This window comes from Pantoea sp. RG18, assembly GCF_025910075.1.
GTDB lineage: Bacteria > Pseudomonadota > Gammaproteobacteria > Enterobacterales > Enterobacteriaceae > Pantoea > Pantoea agglomerans.
Window position 1 is genome coordinate 202,419 of sequence record NZ_JAPCIL010000015.1, and the last position, 15,750, is coordinate 218,168.

A 15,750-nucleotide genomic window follows, 5' to 3' on the forward strand; every position below is an offset into this window, starting at 1 on the left:
CAGGCAGGGAGAGCCCGTCTGACCGCGTTAATCGTTAGCTGCCCCAGCCGCAGGGCAGATAAGGTGAGGTCACCTGGTGACGCCCAGCCTTAGTTAAAGGTTTCCGGATCCGGCCCCAGACGATTGCCGCTGTCCAGCTTCGCAATATCGCTCACTTCATGCTTGTCCAGACGGAAGTCGAACACCTTAAAGTTCTCTTCAATGCGGGCTGGTGTGACCGACTTCGGAATCACCACCAGGCCGCTATCCAGATGCCAGCGGATCACGATCTGTGCCGGCGTCTTGCCATATTTCTTCGCCAGCGACTTGATGATCTCCTGATCGAAGACCCCTTTGCCGCCCTGCGCCAGCGGACTCCAGGATTCGGTCTGGATCTGATGCAGTGCGTTCCACGCATGCAGCGTACGCTGCTGTAGCATCGGGTGCAGCTCAATCTGGTTCACAACCGGCGTGACACCGGTTTCATCCAGCAGTCGCTTCAGATGCGCCTCATGGAAGTTACAGACGCCGATACTTTTAGTCAGCCCCTGCTGCTGCAGTTCAATCATCTTCTTCCAGGCATCGACATAATTGTCTTTTTCCGGGCACGGCCAGTGCATCAGATAGAGATCAACCTGCTCCAGTTTCAGTTTCTCCAGGCTGGTTTCCATCGCCTGCTGAACGTTCTGCTGATCGTCGTTCCAGAGTTTGGTGGTCACGAAAATCTCTTCTCGCGGCACGTCAGTTTCCTGCAGTGCCTGGCCAATCGCCTCTTCATTCTTATAGGCGGCGGCGGTATCGATTGAGCGATAGCCGACCTCCAGCGCTTTCAGCACCGCATGACGTGCATCTTCAATGCTGGCCTGCCACACGCCGAGTCCGAGTTGCGGCATCATATTGCCATCGCGCAGTTTGATAATGGGTTGGTCTGCCATAGTTGCTCCTTTCCGTTGCGGTTAATCCGTGAGATTTCACTGTGCTTAAGTCTAGCCAACAATTCTCAGCCTGCTTAGCTGAGGCAACAACAGCGGTTCTGCCGCATGCCCGATCCGGTAAATTTCTTGCCTGATTCTCCAGGCTGCTGGTGATTCAGGCATTCGCACGGCACACTGGCTTTTTGCCCGTAAAAGGAGTCGCTATGGCGCACGATGCCCTGTGTCACCGGCTGGCGCAGCAGGTCGTCACATTAATGACCCATGGTCACGACCGCCTTTGTCCGGTCGAAAATGTGTCGCTGATTTACGCTAATCAATATCGTCCCCGTACGCCGATGATGTATCAGCCCGGCATTGTGATCCTGTTTCAGGGCAGCAAAACCGGCTATCTCGGCAGCACGGTGTTTCAGTATGACGCCAGCAAGTACCTGATGCTCACCGTGCCGCTGCCGGTGGAGTGCGAAACCTGGGCCTCGCCAGAGGTGCCGATTGCCGGGCTGTGCCTTAATGTCGATACCGCCAGCCTGCAGGATCTGCTGATTGAAATCGGCGATGACGATCAGTTCCAGCCCCAGCCGCAGACCTCGGGGATCCACTCGGCGTGGCTGACGGAACCGATGCTGTGTGCCGCTGAGCGGCTGCTTGATGTGATGACCCAGCCGCGCGATGCGCGGGTGCTGGGGCCGCACATCGTGCGGGAGATTATCTACTACGTGCTGACTGGCCCGATTGGTGGTGCGCTGCTCTCACTGGTGAGCCGACAGACGCAATTCAGCCTGATCGCGCGTGCCCTGCGACGGATTGAGAATCACTATGCGGAAAACCTCAGCGTCGATGCGCTGGCGGCGGAAGTGAACATGAGCGTTTCAGCCTTTCACCATAACTTTAAAGCGGTTACGCAGACCTCGCCCCTGCAGTATCTCAAGCGATATCGCCTGCATCAGGCGCGATTACTGATGCTGCACGATGGACTGAAAGCGAGTGCAGCGGCGGTGCGGGTTGGCTATGAAAGTCCCTCACAGTTTTCGCGGGAATTTAAGCGCTATTTTGGCGTGACGCCAGGGGAAGAGGTGAATCGTGTGCGGCAGACGGTAGCGGATCCGTCCGCCTGAGTGGCGGCGGATCCTGATGCTATGCGCTGACGTCAGGCCTGTTTCTGCCGACGCTTTTTCCAGATAACCAGAATGCTGCCGAACAGCCCGAGAAACAGCAACACCATCGGCAGTATCATCAGGATCGCCATCACCTGATCTTCATGACGCTTGATGAACGGCACCTGGCTGATGCCATAGCCAAACGTCACGACGATGCCGACCCACAGCACGCCGCTGAGCCAGTTGAACAGCTGGAAGCGACCATTCTGCAAGCCCGCAATGCCCGCCATGGTCGGCAGGATCGTCCGGATGAAGGCCAGAAAACGGCCGACCAGCAGCGCCATCAGGCCGTGACGGTTAAACATATTCCACGCGCGCTGGTGATACTGCGCGGGCAGATGCATCAGCCAGCTCTTCACCAGCCGGGTATTCCCCAGCCAGCGACCCTGCAGATAGCTCAGCCAGCAGCCCAGGCTGGCGGCGGTGGTGAGGATCACCATCGTCGGCACAAAATCCATCACCCCTTTTGCCACCATCGCACCCGCCAGCAGCAGCAGGCTATCGCCCGGCAGGAAAGAGGCGGGTAACAGCCCATTTTCCAGAAACAGCGTCAGGAACATCACGCCGTACACCACCCACACCACATCCGGATTTGCCAGCGCGGCAAAATCCTGATGCCAGAGCGCGTGGACAATCTCGTGTAAAACACCCATTTGCTATTCCATCACGTCACAAGGAACTATCCGTCTGCATTCAGGCAATCGGTCGCGGCGCTGCGCAATAAATGCAGCGACCTCACTGATGACCTGAACGGTCTGGGATAAATTTTAACAATAAATGAGCAGCAGCCCGGCAAACTCTGCGGGTGGCCGCTACCCGGTTCATCTTCTGTTTAGCCTCTGTTTATCTTTTGCCTGAGTTTATTAACGCGTCAGGCGCGCAAAACCGGCGTCCAGGTCAGCCAGCAGATCGTCAACGTGCTCCAGACCAATATGCAGTCGCACCAGCGTACCGGTGAAGTCGACTCCACCCGCCGGACGAATCGCGGCCAGCTCTTCCGGCTGATTCGCCAGGATCAGCGATTCATAGCCGCCCCAGGAGTACGCCATGCTGAAATGATGGAAGTGATCGAGATATTCCGCCAGCTGGGGCGCGCTGAGTTTTTCCTGCAGGATAAAAGAGAACAGGCCGCTGCTGCCGTTAAAATCACGCTGCCAGAACTGATGACCTTTGCTCTGCGCCAGCGCCGGGTGATTAACCCGCGCCACTTCGGGACGCGCTGCCAGCCACTCTGCCACCTGAATCGCGCTCTCTTCATGCTGACGCAGACGGGTGCCCAGCGTGCGCAGACCCCGACTCGCCATGTAGGCGGTATCGGCATCGACCATCTGACCCATCAGATAGGAGTTCTCGCGCAGCTGATCGATACAACGCGCATTGGCGACCGCCGTGCCGATCATCGCATCGCTGTGACCAATCAGATATTTGGTGCCCGCCTGAATCGAAATATCGATGCCGTGCGCCAGCGCATCAAATAAAATACCGGCCGCCCAGGTGTTGTCGATCATGATGATCGCCTCGGGCGCTTTGGCGCGAACCGCTGCCACAATCGCCGGAATATCCTGAACTTCCATCGTGATAGAGGCAGGCGATTCCAGGAAAACGACCCGGGTATTGGGCTGCACCAGCTCACCGATTTCACTACCGATACAGTGATCGAACCAGCCCGTTGAAACCTGCAGCTTAGTCAGGATTTTAGTACAGAAATCCTGGGTCGGTTCATAGACTGCGCCACTCATCAGCACGTGGTCGCCCGCCTCGACAAACGCCAGAATCGCGTTCGCCACGGCAGCCGCGCCGCAGGGGTAGAGCACACAGCCTGCGCCGCCTTCCAGCTCCGTCATCGCATCCTGCAGTGCAAAGTGCGTCAGGGTGCCACGACGGCCATAAAAGAGCTCGCCTTTTGCCCGACCGGCGGTGGCGCGTTTCTTCTCCGCGACCGTATCAAAAACCAGCGAGGAGGCCCGTTGAATCACACTGTTCACCGAGCCCTGGGTATAACGCTTGCTGCGTCCTGCACTGACGAGCGTGGTATCAATTTTTCTGGTGGTCATGAGTCGCCTTTGCCGCTTCTGACTAAGCCCTCACGTTACCACGAAACGACCAGCAGGGTTGAGACTCAATGGTGATTATCAGAGTGCTTCGCAGGATGAAAATCGGGTCCGCCACCGGACCCGATTTTGCCGACGCTACATCACGCCCATCAGGCGCGGTAACCAGAGGGAGATGGCGGGAATATAGGTAATCAGCATCAGCACGATAAACAGCATGCCGTAAAACGGCAGCATGGCTCTGACCACCTGCTCGATTTTCTGCTTACTGACCGCACTGGCGACAAACAGTACCGTACCGACCGGCGGGGTGATCAGGCCGATCCCGAGGTTGGTCAGCATGATCATGCCGAAGTGAACCGGATCGACGCCAAGCGCGGTGGCGACCGGCAACAGCACTGGCGTCAGGATCAGGATCAGCGGTGCCATATCCATCAGCGTTCCCACCACCAGTAGCAGGATGTTGATACACATCAGGATCACATATTTGTTATCGGAAAGGCTGGTGAACGCCTCGGTGATAATCGTCGGCAGTTGCATAAAGGTCATCACCGCGCCGAATCCGGCCGCGAAGGCGATCAGCACCATCACGATGGTAACGGTTTTAATGGTGCGGAACAGCAGGATATGCAGCTGGTTCCATTTAAAGTCGCGGTAGATAAACATGGTGACGAAAAAGGCCCAGATACAGGCGATCGCGGCGGACTCCGAGGCGGTAAAGATGCCGGAGAGAATGCCACCCATGATGATCACCACGGTAAACAGGCCCCAGAACGCGTCGAAGAAGATTTTCAGCGCCTGACGAAACGGAATACGTTCTCCTTTGGGATAGCCGCGTTTATGGGCAAAACCCAGGCACATTATCATCAGGCAGCCACCCAGCAGCAGGCCAGGAAAGATACCGGCAACAAACAGCGAGGAGATGGTCACCATGCCGCCGGTCGCCAGCGAGTAAATCACCGAGTTGTGGCTGGGTGGCGTCAGCACCGCCTGCACCGAGCCGCTGGCGGTTACTGCGGCAGCGAAATCACGCGGATAGCCTTTCTCCTCCATCTGCGGAATCATCACCGAGCCAATCGAGGCGGTATCCGCCACCGATGAGCCGGAAATCGCGCCAAAGAAGGTGGAGGCGACAATGTTCACCAGCGACAGGCCACCGCGAATAAAGCCGACAAAGATATAGGCGAAGTTGACCAGCCGCCGGGCAATCCCACCCTCCGCCATAATCGCACCCGCGAGAATAAAGAACGGGATAGTCAGCAGCGAAAATTTGTTAATGCCGTTGGTCACCTGAATCACCACCGCTTCCAGCGGCAGATCGATCCACCAGGCGCCAATAAAGGCGCTCAGCCCCACCGCAAAGGCGACCGGAAAACCCACCATCAGCAACACCAGCAAACTGCCTATCAAGATCAATGCATCCATTTTTCTGCTCCGCGTTAGTGGGTGCCGCCCAGCGTGACAATCGGCCGCTGGCTCTGATCGCCGGTCAGCAATCGCTCAACAACAAACAGCAGGGTGAAGATCGCGCCAATCGGAATCGGCAGATACATCTCGCCGTAAGTTACTGCCGGTAATGAAGCGAGCGTCTGCACCCACATCGCTTCACACAGGCTGTAACTGGCCTGAAAGATCACCAGACAGGTGATGATCATCAGCAGATCGCTGACGCGCAGCATCAGGCGCTGCCGGGCGGGTGACAGGCGATCGGTGACCATGGAAACGCAGATATGCGTTCCGGCCCGCAGTCCGACCGGTGCGCCAATAAACGTAAAAATGATCATGCAGATAATGGCTACCGGTTCCGGCCAGGAGAGCGCGCCGTTCATCACGTAGCGGGCGAAGATCCCGATCGGGATCACCGTCACCATAATCATCAGTGCCACGGCGGCAATCAGCATGCACAGCAGATAGAGCCCATCCATCAGACGTGTATAAGCAGCCATAATTGATACCTGATTAAGCACGCCACACGGCAGTGTGGCGCGGAAGGGTTATTTCACCTCAGCGATCCGGGTCATCAGATCCTGATATTTGCCGCCAAACTGATCGCGCACCGGCTGGGTCGCTTTGACGAAGTAGTCGCGGTCGGTCTGCTGGAAGGTGACGCCACCCGCCTTCATTTTGGCGATCGACTCTTCGGTATAGGTCGCCCAGAGCTGGCGCTCCTCATCCTGCGCCTCTTTGCCGAGCTTCTTCAGCAGCGCCTGATCCTCAGGTTTCAGGCGATCCCAGGCGCGTTTTGAAAACAGGATCATCTCTGGCTGGATAAAGTGGCCGCTGAGGGTGTAGTACTTCGCCACCGGCATATAGTTATGGGCGACAAAGGTCGGTGGGTTGTTCTCGGTGCCATCGACCACACCGGTCTGCATCGCACTGAACACTTCACTGACGCCCATCGCCACCGGATTCGCGCCCATCGCTTTCAGGGTCGCCAATGAGATGGCGCTGTTCTGCACCCGAATCTTCATGCCTTTCAGATCTTCCGGTTTTGCCAGCGGCTTCTTGGTGATCATGTTGCGCTCACCGGCATCGGTCCAGCCCAGGAACACCATGCGGGCGTTGGGATCTTTATCGAATTTGTCGGCAATCTCGCGGCCTATCTCGCCATCCAGCACTTTGTGCATGTGGTCAATGTCGCGGAAAATGTAGGGCAGGGTCAGCACGCTGGTTTCCGGGGCGATCGAGGTGACTGGCGCCAGCGATACACGGATCATGTCGATTGCGCCCAGCTGCACCTGTTGCAGCGTCTGATCTTCGTCCCCCAGCACGCCACCGGCGAAGAGCTTCATCTCCAGCCGTCCATCGGTGGCCTGTTTGAGTTTGTCGCCCATGTGCTGCAGGGCGACCACGGTCGGATAACCGGCAGGCTGGACTTCAGCCACTTTGATCACCTGTGCCGTGGCGGTGGCGCTCATCATCATCGCCGCCAGGGCACTGGCCAGGCATGTTTTCGTCATTCTCATTATTTTGTCTCCCGCTGAGGTAGGACGGCGTCCGGCGTCGGGGGGCTAACCGGAGAGAACCGTGTGGAGCCAGCATAGTGAAAACGCGCGCCAGTAAAATGCGGCAATGCTGATTGAATGAATGCCATCACATTTTGAAACGATGTTTTAATAAATTTTCATGCAACTTCACATTTTAGAAACATCCTTATCAAAAGTGTTTAAACCTGGTCAATTGCGGGTAAATGGCGTCGATCAGCTTTGTAAATACTAATGAGAACTACTATCAATTCGCCGTCGTTTTGCTATTATTCGCGCTTGTCTCGCATCCCTGAATCAGAAGTTGGAGAAGCAGCGTGGTAGCCAGTGATTTGATGCAAACGGACCTCTCCGTTTGGGGCATGTATCAACATGCCGATATCGTGGTAAAGGTGGTCATGATTGGCCTGTTATTGGCCTCAGTGGTGACCTGGGCGATCTTCTTCGGCAAATATGCCGAACTCAGCGCCGCTAAGCGCCGCCTGAAGCGCGAGCATCTGGCGCTGGGCGAAGCCCGCAATCTGAATGACGCCGCCCGCATTGCCCAGTCGTTTACCGGTCACAGCCACAGTGTGGTGCTGCTGAATGATGCGCAGAATGAGCTTGAACTGTCGGCTGGCGTGGAAGATACCAACGGGATTAAAGATCGCACCAGTTTCCGCCTTGAGCGCCGCGTCGCTGCGTTCAGCCGCCATGCAGGCCGGGGCAATGGCTTCCTGGCGACCATCGGTTCGGTTGCGCCGTTTATCGGCCTGTTCGGCACCGTATGGGGCATCATGAACAGCTTTATCGGCATCGCTAAAACCCAGACAACGAACCTGGCGGTTGTTGCACCGGGTATCGCCGAAGCGCTGCTGGCAACCGCGATTGGCCTGATCGCTGCGATTCCGGCGGTGGTGATCTACAACGTCTTTGCCCGCATGATCGCCAACTACAAAGCCTCGCTGGGTGATGTCGCCGCTCAGGTGATGCTGCTGCAGAGTCGTGATATCGATCTGGGCACCGTCGCCACTGATGTTCCTCGTCCTGCGACGGCTCAGAAACTGCGCTTAGGGTAAGTTCTTATGGCAATGCGATTAAACGACGATCTGGAAACGGATGGTGAAATGCATGAGATCAACGTGACGCCGTTTATCGACGTCATGCTGGTTCTGCTGATCATCTTCATGGTGGCCGCGCCGCTGGCCACGGTCGACGTACGCGTCAATCTGCCCGCCTCAACCAGCGCGCCGCAGCCGCGCCCGGAAAAGCCGGTTTACCTGTCGATTAAAGCGGATAAGCAGCTTTACGTCGGTAACGATCAGGTTACGCCGGAGTCGCTGGTTAACGTGCTGACTAACCAGACCCAGGGCAACAAAGAGACCACCATTTTCTTCCAGGCGGATAAGTCGGTCGATTATGAAACGCTGATGAGCGTGATGGATAAGCTGCGCACGGCGGGCTATCTGAAAATTGGTCTGATGGGCATGGAAACCGTGAAGAAATAGCGGGTTATCCGGCTCAGGAAAAAGGCGGCTGTTCAGGTCGCCTTTTTTTATGGCTGCTCTCCAGCCCTATAAAATCAGGCAAATCAGGGCCAGGGTAATCACTTATGCTGCCTGAGCTGAATTGTTAATTGGTTGTTACTTATGTACATGGGTTTGTAAAGTGCAATGGTGAGCCAGGTCACATTAATCCCGCATCAGGCAGGCTAAAACGGCTAAAAAACAACAGGAAGCCGTTATGAGTCACACCCCGTCTTTACAAAAGCCGCCGAAAAGTGCCGCCCGAACCATCTTCACCGTCACCAGTGGTAACTTCCTGGAGATGTACGATTTTATGGTGTTTGGCTACTACGCTACTGCCATTTCAAAAACCTTCTTTCCCGGCGATGACCCGTTTGCCTCCCTGATGCTGACCCTGATGACTTTCGGTGCCGGCTTCCTGATGCGCCCGCTGGGGGCGATCATCCTCGGTGCCTACATCGACCATCATGGTCGTCGTAAAGGGCTGTTGCTGACGCTGGGCTTAATGGCGATGGGCACCCTGACCATCGCGCTGGTGCCGGGCTATGCCACCCTGGGCGTGGCAGCGCCGATTCTGATCCTGCTGGGACGGCTGTTGCAGGGCTTCTCGGCGGGCGTGGAGCTGGGTGGCGTGTCGGTCTATCTGGCCGAAGTCGCGCCCAAAGGACGCAAAGGCTTTTTCGTCAGCTGGCAGTCGGGCAGCCAGCAGATTGCGGTGATCTTTGCTGCTCTGCTGGGTCTGATGCTGAATCATTTGCTGGCGAAAGAGGCGGTGACGGAGTGGGGCTGGCGTATCCCGTTTGTGATCGGCTGTCTGATTGTGCCGTTCCTGTTCTATATCCGCCGGATGCTGGAAGAGACCGAGGCGTTCAGCAAACGTAAACATCATCCGAGCATGACGGAAATTATGCGGTCCGTCGCCAGTAACTGGGCGCTGGTGCTGGCGGGGATGCTGATGGTGGTCACCACCACGGTGATGTTCTACATGATCACCGCCTTTACCCCGACCTTTGGTAAAACGGTGTTGATGATGAGTGACAAGCAGGCGTTTCTGGTGACGCTCTGTGTCGGTGTCTCAAACCTCATCTGGCTGCCGCTGATGGGGGCGTTGTCGGACCGCGTCGGACGCCGTCCGCTGCTGATCATTTTTACCCTGCTGATGATTGTCACCACCTGGCCGGTGCTGCACTGGCTGGTGGGATCGGCCAGCTTCGCCCACCTGCTGGAAGCGGAACTGTGGCTGTCGTTTCTCTATGCCAGCTATAACGGTGCGATGGTGGTCTATCTGGCGGAGATCATGCCTGCGGAGGTGCGCGCCGCCGGTTTCTCCATGGCTTACAGCCTGGCGACGGCGCTGTTTGGCGGCTTTACGCCTGCCATCTCCAGCTACCTGATCCATGCCACCGGTGACAAAGCGATGCCGGGCGTCTGGCTGACCTTTGCCGCAGTCTGTGGGTTGATCGGCACGTTGCTGATTGGCCGGATGGTGAAGCAGTATCAGACCCGTCACAGCGGCACGCCGGTCAGTGCTTCACTCTAAAATGACAAATCGACCACCACGCTGTCGCTGTAGTTTCCGGCTGGCGGCGTGTTCTGCGTGGTCAGGATGCGCGCGGTGTAGTTAAAACCGCGCGTCAGTCCATCCGTGGATACCGCCGTCGAGGTGGTACTGCTCCAGCGTTCAGTGCCTGCCGATCCCCAGCGATTGCTGGTGGTGCTTTTATAAATTTCATAGCTCAGCCGATTCGCGCCGCTCGCCATATTCCTGACGCTGCCCACCGGATAACTGCCGTTGCTCAGCCCGACGGTATAGGTGCTGCCTTTGCTGCACAACACGTTGATGGTCTGTGATACGGCGGAGAAGCTGCCGACCAGCGGCGCGCTGCCAAAGCTGATATTCGGCGCGGTGATGGTGGTGCAGTCATTGGTAAGAATGGCGGTGATATTAATCGGGATGACACCGCTGCCGTTCTGCTCGCTTAAACAGATATTGCCAATCGCAACGCTGGTGCAGATGCGATAAGTCACGGCCATATTCAGTGTCAGCTGGTACGTCCCGGCGGCGACCACCTGACCGGGAACGGTGCGCAGATAGACCGGGATAGCGAAGTTAAGGCTGCCCAGCAAGCCCGCCAGGTTGATCAGGGTCTGCGAACCATAGACAAACGGTGTACCGCCAATCGTCAGTTCAGTCGCGCAGGCCGTGTCGGTGCAGAGCCGCACCGGCACATTATCGCTGCCGGTATCACCGCTGCGTTTCAGCGTACCGCGCGTGCCGTTGCTATTGCTCGCGCCCGTCAGCTGAAAGGTGATCTGGTTATTGCCCAGCAGCGACAGCCCGGCACCCGCGCCACAGTTGACGTTGGCATTCGTGGTGGTGGAACTGACGGTGGTGTTCGCCACAAAGGTCGTAACTGAACCGAAACTGGCGGTCGATGCGGGCAGGGCGCAGGCGGCGTAGCCCAGCGACGGCAGTAACAGCAGCAGGCCAGCCAGTATTACAGATTTCATCATGGTCGGTTTCCGGACGTAAATGATTCAGCGGGAGAGGGGGCGCTGCCTGCGGCAGGGGCGGGCAGCGCACAGGTCAGGGGGCCGTAAGTTTTCAGCGCCTGCGGCTGACCGCTGGCGATGCGCAGTTCGGTTTCGCACTGGCGGCCATCGGGCGTCACCACCTGCATCGGGTTACTGGCGGTGAGATCTTCCATCCAGACGATGCCATCCCAGCCGACATACCCGGTGGGATGATCGGGACGCTGCACCAGGCTTGATACCGGCAGCGGCTGGCCCTGCGCATCGACCAGGATTACGCTGGCTGAGCGCAGTTTCTCCACCGGGAAGTTGAGCAGATAGCCGCTCTGGCGTTTCACCGCAAAGCGCTGCTCAACCCGAGGCGTGGTCATATCTGCCGGCAGGTCGAGGGTGTCGATATCATATTTGGCCGGGTAGTAGCTGCTGATGGCAGGCACCAGCAGATAGCCCTGTTGATTGGTGCGTCCCATCGACTGATTCTCGTAGCGCACGTTAACGTCGGGATAGTTGGTCTTCACCAGCACAAAGGCGTCGTTGATCTCGTTAGCGGCAAAGACGCTGTTGTCCATTAACACCAGCGCACCCGAGAGATCGGCCCACTGGGTGAGGTTATCATCATCGCCATAGAAGCCCGCCGAGGTGTCGATCTGGTTATTGCGATAGCGCAGACTGCCCTGACGATAATCGCCGCTGTCTCCGCTCTGATTCGCCCAGGAGGCATCCCAGGCGAACCCGCCGTCGCTGGGCATGGCGCGTGAGGCATAAACGCGCTGACTGTCGCGGCCACGCTGGTCGCGTTCGTTGCTGAGGGCAACGCTGCCCTGTTCGCCAAACGGGATCACCAGCGAAATCGCCCCGGTCCAGCTTTTCTCCTGCTGATCGCGGCTGGCCGAGACATACAGACTGCTGTTACCCCACAGGTTTTTACTCCATGAGAGGTTCCACAGCCGGGTGCGATCGCCCTGACCGTCGGTGATGTCGATGAAGGCAGCACCGACGCTGCCAAAGCGGTTCAGCGAGACGCTGGCGCTGTACTGAGCACTGCGGCGTGAGAGTGCGTAGCGGCTATCCGCCTGGCTACCGGCACGGCTGCCGACCAGCGCCAGATTGCCGAAGTCGCTGCTGCGCTGGGTCTGTTGAGTGCCGATGTTGAACCAGCGGTTATTGTACTGATATCCCCAGCTATATTGCCTGCCGCTCTCGCCATCGAGCTGACTTTGCGCCACCGCGCCGTTGACCACGCCCCAGCTGCCGACGCGCAGCTGACCACCCAGCCCGCCCATCGCCAGCGTTTCGCTGCCTTCGGCGTGGCTCTCCAGCGTCAGCCAGTCGGTCATACCGTAACGATAGGAGCCGCTGGCCGCTGCCTCACCATAATCGAAGTTCTTTATGCCATAGTTTTCGCGGATTGCCCCGGCAGAGAAGGCGTAGTCCGACAGCCCCGATTTCAGCAGGTTACTGGAGACGTAAAACGGCATGGTGGTGGTGACACGGCGGCCAATCGCATCGGTGGTAGTGATCACGGCATCACCCGCGCCGTTAACGAATGGCACATTGGTCATCGACCAGGGGCCAGGCTGCACGTTCGCCTGGCTGGAGCGATAGCCATTAATAAACAGATCGACGGTGGAAGGCACGGCGGCCTGACCGGAAAAGGCGGGCAGCGGATAGGTCACCAGATCGGGACGGACGCTGAAGTCGCGACCGACGCGGATGCCACCGAGCCGCACGCTGCTGCTCCAGGCCAGCGAGTCGGTGACCAGATCGCCGACCCGCCAGCTCACCGCCGCATTCTCATCTTCATTGCTCCACCAGGTGTCGTAGCGGATATAGCCATCATCCTGATAAGTGGTACTGCCTTCCAGCTGCTGTTGCCAGACGCCGTTAGTAGAGAAATGACCGGCATCACCAAACAGCCGCAGTTCGTTCCAGGCGGACAGGCGGGAGCCACTGTTATCCGTGCGGCTGGCGTAAAGATCATAATTAATCAGCGCGCCGCTGCTGGTACGGCCCGGATAGCGCGGTCCGTTCTTCGCCTCGCCAATCACCTGACCGGGCAGCCACTCAGGCGGTACGGTCAGCAGCAGACGCTGTCGCGCAGCGTCATACTCCACTTTGATGGGTTGCAGGCTGCTGACATCGACCTGCGTCTGCTGGCCCAGCTTATCCGCTGGCAGGCCGGCACGCTGCAGATCGCCACTGCGAATCCAGAAATGACCGTCGCGCTGCTCTGCCGGCACAATATTGCCGTTCTCCTGCTGGTTAATCACCAGCTCCAGCATATATTGCTGACCGTTGCTGCTGGTCTGCAGGCTGGGCGGCGGGGGCAGGGATGAGTAAGTCTCCGCCAGCACAGGATCCGGCGTAAAAGCGTAAATAACGCTGGCCACGGCCAGCGCGCAGGGATGCAGGGAAAACGGTCTCATTCAGCGCTTACTTCTGGGCAGCGCTGCGCCACTGGCTCTTGTTAACCTCTGCAGTGAGTTCGCCGCTCACCGGCGAGGTGAGCGGCCAGCGGTGATAGCTGTCAGCCAGCACATAGCCGTATAAGCCTTCGCCCAGTTTGCGACCGCCAATCGCCACATTGCTCAACCGGGCGTGACCGCTGCCGCTGTTGGTTAACTGGAGCCAGCGCCTGCCGCCCTCGCTGACCTGTTGCCAGCGCAGAGCCGGGCGAGCGCTGTCTGTGTTCAGCCCGGTACCGTAAACAAACAGCGGCACCGAATAGCGCATCTGGAAGGTCAGCCCGGCCTGATTCTCGCCGGGATTTCGCGGGGTCGGGATCTCATCCAGCACCACCCGATAGGCCAGCTCTTTACCGGCCGCAGGCGGCGTCTGTTTAATCAGCCTGACCAGCTGTTTCTGGCCTGGCTCCATCCGCACCATCGGCGGGCTGGCGACTACCTGCTGCTGAGTCTGATACTGCTCCTGGCCATTGTTCTGCTGCCAGCTGAAGACGCGGATCTGCATCATGGTGGTGCTGTTACCGCGATTCTCCAGCCAGAGTTCGCTGGCTTTCTCTTCAGGATTAATGGCGGGATCGATGGGCCAGATCATGACCGAATTCGCGGCGAAGGCCGGGGAGAGCAGGGTGGAACTTAGCAGCAGCAACAGGGCGCGCAGTGGCTTCATGATCATATCCTTGTTTTCTATCACCTCACCAGCTCAGGGTGACGGTCAGCGTGTCGGTATAAACGCCGGCGCGCGCAGTGCCGGGCAGTTGTAGCTGACCGTAGATCGGCAGCGTAATGTTATTGGCATTGCTATAACTCAGCGGCACCGCCTGGTTCACGGGGATCACCGTGGTGCGGCTGGCGTTGCTAAAGAGCGTATAGGGAACGGTGTTGCTGAAATTGGGCAGCTTCAGGTTACGGGTCGTGGTGAAATTGTTGCCCTGATTAATGCTCATGCTCAGCGTGGTGCCCGGCGTACAGGCGAGATTAATCGAGGTGCTCTGCAGATAGCTGGCGTTGACGGTATTCGCCGCCACGCCAGACTGCGTACCGAAATTAAGCGTGCCAAAGACGCCGGTATTGGTACCGGATATCACGCAGCCTGCCACAATCGACGCGGTAACCTGGAAGGTGCTGGTTGGCAGACTCCAGGCGCTGATACTCCCTGTCAGCAGGGGCAGACCGCATGCGATCGTCAGGCAGGATCGCCAGAGAACCACCCGTATTTACCTGCGACAGCAGTTAATAGTTCACGGCAACGTTAATCGTGTCGGTATAGGTTCCGGCAGGGATCAGGGGGTTAAAGCCGCCGCCGACCACCCGGCCATAGATGGCGTAGTTGGTCCCCAGCGTCGGATCGGTAGTACCGCTGGCGGCGATAGGCGTATTGTTGGCGATCGCCGTGGTAAAGGAGGCGTCACTGTAGAGGGTATAGGCGATGCCCTGCGCATTATCCGATCCCAGTACCAGATAACGCGGCGATGCAGAGGCGGTGCCGTAGATGGTCGCTGGCGCAGCATTGCTGCTGGTGACCACCACGTTGTAATCCTGACCGGTGGTGCAGCGCACAAAAATACCGTTACCAGCCGCACCGACCAGTGTGGCGTTCAGGGTATCGAACGTGGCTGCGCTGCTACCAAAGTTCAGGGTACCGAAGTTAACGCCCGCCGTAGCCGACTGGCCGTTCACCAGACAACCGGTGGTCAGGGTTAACGTGGCATTGATGGTTCCCGAGGTCGTCGCCGCCTGGGTTAATGACGGAATAGCGACAGTTAATCCTGCAGCGGCAAACAGAAAAAGCTTGAGTTTCATAATATTTCCTTACGGATTATCCAGAGTCAGTGCTTTTTCACCCGGTGTTTATTAACGATTCAACCCAAAATAAAGGAAATAAAATAACAAGGTAGGCAGTGCCGCTATCTTAAGAAAAATCTTAGACTTAAGAATGCTGATTTATATCAGTTTTACTTACTATAGATCAGTTAAAGCGTTACGCGAAGCCTTGCTATTTATTTTTGATTAATCAAAACGTCACTCCGGCCGATAACCCAGTAACAGCAAGGCGCGAAGACGAGGCGATAAAACAAAATTCTTTGTTTTTTCGGTATCTGGCATGCTTTCTGCTTCGGTGATATGTTCCTGTACCAATCAGACATA

15 protein-coding genes are annotated in these 15,750 nt (G+C 57.5%); 4 read left to right on the forward strand and 11 right to left on the reverse strand.

Annotation, left to right across the window (positions count from 1 at the left end; translation table 11 throughout):
- Positions 1 to 89: 89 nt before the first annotated feature.
- Complete coding sequence (dkgA, locus tag OK409_RS17250) at positions 90 to 914, reverse strand: 2,5-didehydrogluconate reductase DkgA (protein WP_010249022.1); 825 nt, start codon at positions 912 to 914, stop codon at positions 90 to 92.
- 203 nt (positions 915 to 1,117) lie between these two features.
- Between dkgA and OK409_RS17255 the strand changes: the two genes are divergently transcribed.
- Complete coding sequence (locus OK409_RS17255; RefSeq protein WP_010249021.1) at positions 1,118 to 2,026, forward strand: AraC family transcriptional regulator; 909 nt, start codon at positions 1,118 to 1,120, stop codon at positions 2,024 to 2,026.
- A gap of 32 nt (positions 2,027 to 2,058) precedes the next feature.
- On the opposite strand, the gene OK409_RS17260 is transcribed toward OK409_RS17255, so the two are convergent.
- The 5 genes from OK409_RS17260 to OK409_RS17280 form a co-directional block, all read right to left on the reverse strand.
- On the reverse strand, positions 2,059 to 2,721 hold the full coding sequence (locus tag OK409_RS17260) for a DedA family protein (protein WP_010249020.1): 663 nt from the start codon (positions 2,719 to 2,721) through the stop codon (positions 2,059 to 2,061).
- A gap of 210 nt (positions 2,722 to 2,931) precedes the next feature.
- The gene (gene metC, locus OK409_RS17265; RefSeq protein ID WP_010671119.1) at positions 2,932 to 4,122 is read right to left on the reverse strand and encodes a cystathionine beta-lyase; all 1,191 of its coding nucleotides are present in this window, start codon (positions 4,120 to 4,122) and stop codon (positions 2,932 to 2,934) included.
- Positions 4,123 to 4,257: 135 nt separating this feature from the next.
- Entirely contained in the window at positions 4,258 to 5,544 is a 1,287-nt protein-coding gene (locus tag OK409_RS17270) for a TRAP transporter large permease (RefSeq protein WP_010671118.1), read from the reverse strand.
- A 14-nt stretch (positions 5,545 to 5,558) separates the two neighbouring features.
- Positions 5,559 to 6,065 carry a TRAP transporter small permease gene (locus OK409_RS17275; RefSeq protein WP_010671117.1) on the reverse strand — a complete coding sequence of 169 codons (507 nt, stop codon included), beginning with the start codon at positions 6,063 to 6,065 and terminating at the stop codon, positions 5,559 to 5,561.
- Between the two features lie 48 nt (positions 6,066 to 6,113).
- The gene (locus OK409_RS17280) at positions 6,114 to 7,085 is read right to left on the reverse strand and encodes a TRAP transporter substrate-binding protein (RefSeq protein ID WP_010249015.1); all 972 of its coding nucleotides are present in this window, start codon (positions 7,083 to 7,085) and stop codon (positions 6,114 to 6,116) included.
- Between the two features lie 353 nt (positions 7,086 to 7,438).
- Here OK409_RS17280 and exbB point away from each other — a divergent pair, with 353 nt between their 5' ends.
- The 3 genes from exbB to OK409_RS17295 all read left to right on the forward strand — a co-directional run bounded on the left by exbB (position 7,439) and on the right by OK409_RS17295 (position 10,148).
- Entirely contained in the window at positions 7,439 to 8,161 is a 723-nt protein-coding gene (gene exbB / locus OK409_RS17285; RefSeq protein ID WP_022623877.1) for a tol-pal system-associated acyl-CoA thioesterase, read from the forward strand.
- Positions 8,162 to 8,167: 6 nt separating this feature from the next.
- Positions 8,168 to 8,590 carry a TonB system transport protein ExbD gene (gene exbD / locus OK409_RS17290; protein WP_010249013.1) on the forward strand — a complete coding sequence of 141 codons (423 nt, stop codon included), beginning with the start codon at positions 8,168 to 8,170 and terminating at the stop codon, positions 8,588 to 8,590.
- Between the two features lie 235 nt (positions 8,591 to 8,825).
- Positions 8,826 to 10,148 (forward strand): MFS transporter, encoded by a 1,323-nt coding sequence (locus tag OK409_RS17295; protein WP_010671115.1) that lies wholly within the window; start codon positions 8,826 to 8,828, stop codon positions 10,146 to 10,148.
- Here the strand turns inward: OK409_RS17295 and OK409_RS17300 are convergent.
- The 5 genes from OK409_RS17300 to OK409_RS17320 are packed head-to-tail and all read right to left on the reverse strand — an operon-like array spanning position 10,145 to position 15,405.
- Positions 10,145 to 11,122 (reverse strand): spore coat protein U domain-containing protein, encoded by a 978-nt coding sequence (locus OK409_RS17300; protein WP_124890335.1) that lies wholly within the window; start codon positions 11,120 to 11,122, stop codon positions 10,145 to 10,147. The two genes, OK409_RS17295 and OK409_RS17300, sit on opposite strands and share 4 nt — an antisense overlap.
- Positions 11,119 to 13,566 carry a fimbria/pilus outer membrane usher protein gene (locus tag OK409_RS17305; RefSeq protein WP_264367274.1) on the reverse strand — a complete coding sequence of 816 codons (2,448 nt, stop codon included), beginning with the start codon at positions 13,564 to 13,566 and terminating at the stop codon, positions 11,119 to 11,121. The genes OK409_RS17300 and OK409_RS17305 overlap by 4 nt, the downstream gene beginning before the upstream one ends.
- A 7-nt stretch (positions 13,567 to 13,573) precedes the next feature.
- Positions 13,574 to 14,272 (reverse strand): molecular chaperone, encoded by a 699-nt coding sequence (locus OK409_RS17310; protein WP_010671112.1) that lies wholly within the window; start codon positions 14,270 to 14,272, stop codon positions 13,574 to 13,576.
- 25 nt (positions 14,273 to 14,297) lie between these two features.
- Positions 14,298 to 14,813, reverse strand: a complete 516-nt coding sequence (locus OK409_RS17315; protein ID WP_010249007.1) for a spore coat U domain-containing protein — start codon at positions 14,811 to 14,813, stop codon at positions 14,298 to 14,300.
- Positions 14,814 to 14,835: 22 nt separating this feature from the next.
- Positions 14,836 to 15,405 (reverse strand): spore coat protein U domain-containing protein, encoded by a 570-nt coding sequence (locus tag OK409_RS17320; RefSeq protein WP_033758818.1) that lies wholly within the window; start codon positions 15,403 to 15,405, stop codon positions 14,836 to 14,838.
- Positions 15,406 to 15,750: the final 345 nt, after the last annotated feature.

What these genes read in the sequence shown, in the direction of transcription:
- OK409_RS17275 (WP_010671117.1), bottom strand. Translation starts at nt 6,065, where the DNA reads ATGGCTGCTTATACACGTCTGATGGATGGGCTCTATCTGCTGTGCATG.
- OK409_RS17320 (WP_033758818.1), bottom strand. Translation starts at nt 15,405, where the DNA reads ATGAAACTCAAGCTTTTTCTGTTTGCCGCTGCAGGATTAACTGTCGCT.
- OK409_RS17270 (WP_010671118.1), bottom strand. Translation starts at nt 5,544, where the DNA reads ATGGATGCATTGATCTTGATAGGCAGTTTGCTGGTGTTGCTGATGGTG.
- exbD (WP_010249013.1), top strand. Translation starts at nt 8,168, where the DNA reads ATGGCAATGCGATTAAACGACGATCTGGAAACGGATGGTGAAATGCAT.
- exbB (WP_022623877.1), top strand. Translation starts at nt 7,439, where the DNA reads ATGCAAACGGACCTCTCCGTTTGGGGCATGTATCAACATGCCGATATC.
- OK409_RS17255 (WP_010249021.1), top strand. Translation starts at nt 1,118, where the DNA reads ATGGCGCACGATGCCCTGTGTCACCGGCTGGCGCAGCAGGTCGTCACA.
- OK409_RS17295 (WP_010671115.1), top strand. Translation starts at nt 8,826, where the DNA reads ATGAGTCACACCCCGTCTTTACAAAAGCCGCCGAAAAGTGCCGCCCGA.
- OK409_RS17260 (WP_010249020.1), bottom strand. Translation starts at nt 2,721, where the DNA reads ATGGGTGTTTTACACGAGATTGTCCACGCGCTCTGGCATCAGGATTTT.
- OK409_RS17305 (WP_264367274.1), bottom strand. Translation starts at nt 13,566, where the DNA reads ATGAGACCGTTTTCCCTGCATCCCTGCGCGCTGGCCGTGGCCAGCGTT.
- OK409_RS17280 (WP_010249015.1), bottom strand. Translation starts at nt 7,085, where the DNA reads ATGAGAATGACGAAAACATGCCTGGCCAGTGCCCTGGCGGCGATGATG.
- metC (WP_010671119.1), bottom strand. Translation starts at nt 4,122, where the DNA reads ATGACCACCAGAAAAATTGATACCACGCTCGTCAGTGCAGGACGCAGC.
- OK409_RS17300 (WP_124890335.1), bottom strand. Translation starts at nt 11,122, where the DNA reads ATGATGAAATCTGTAATACTGGCTGGCCTGCTGCTGTTACTGCCGTCG.
- dkgA (WP_010249022.1), bottom strand. Translation starts at nt 914, where the DNA reads ATGGCAGACCAACCCATTATCAAACTGCGCGATGGCAATATGATGCCG.
- OK409_RS17310 (WP_010671112.1), bottom strand. Translation starts at nt 14,272, where the DNA reads ATGAAGCCACTGCGCGCCCTGTTGCTGCTGCTAAGTTCCACCCTGCTC.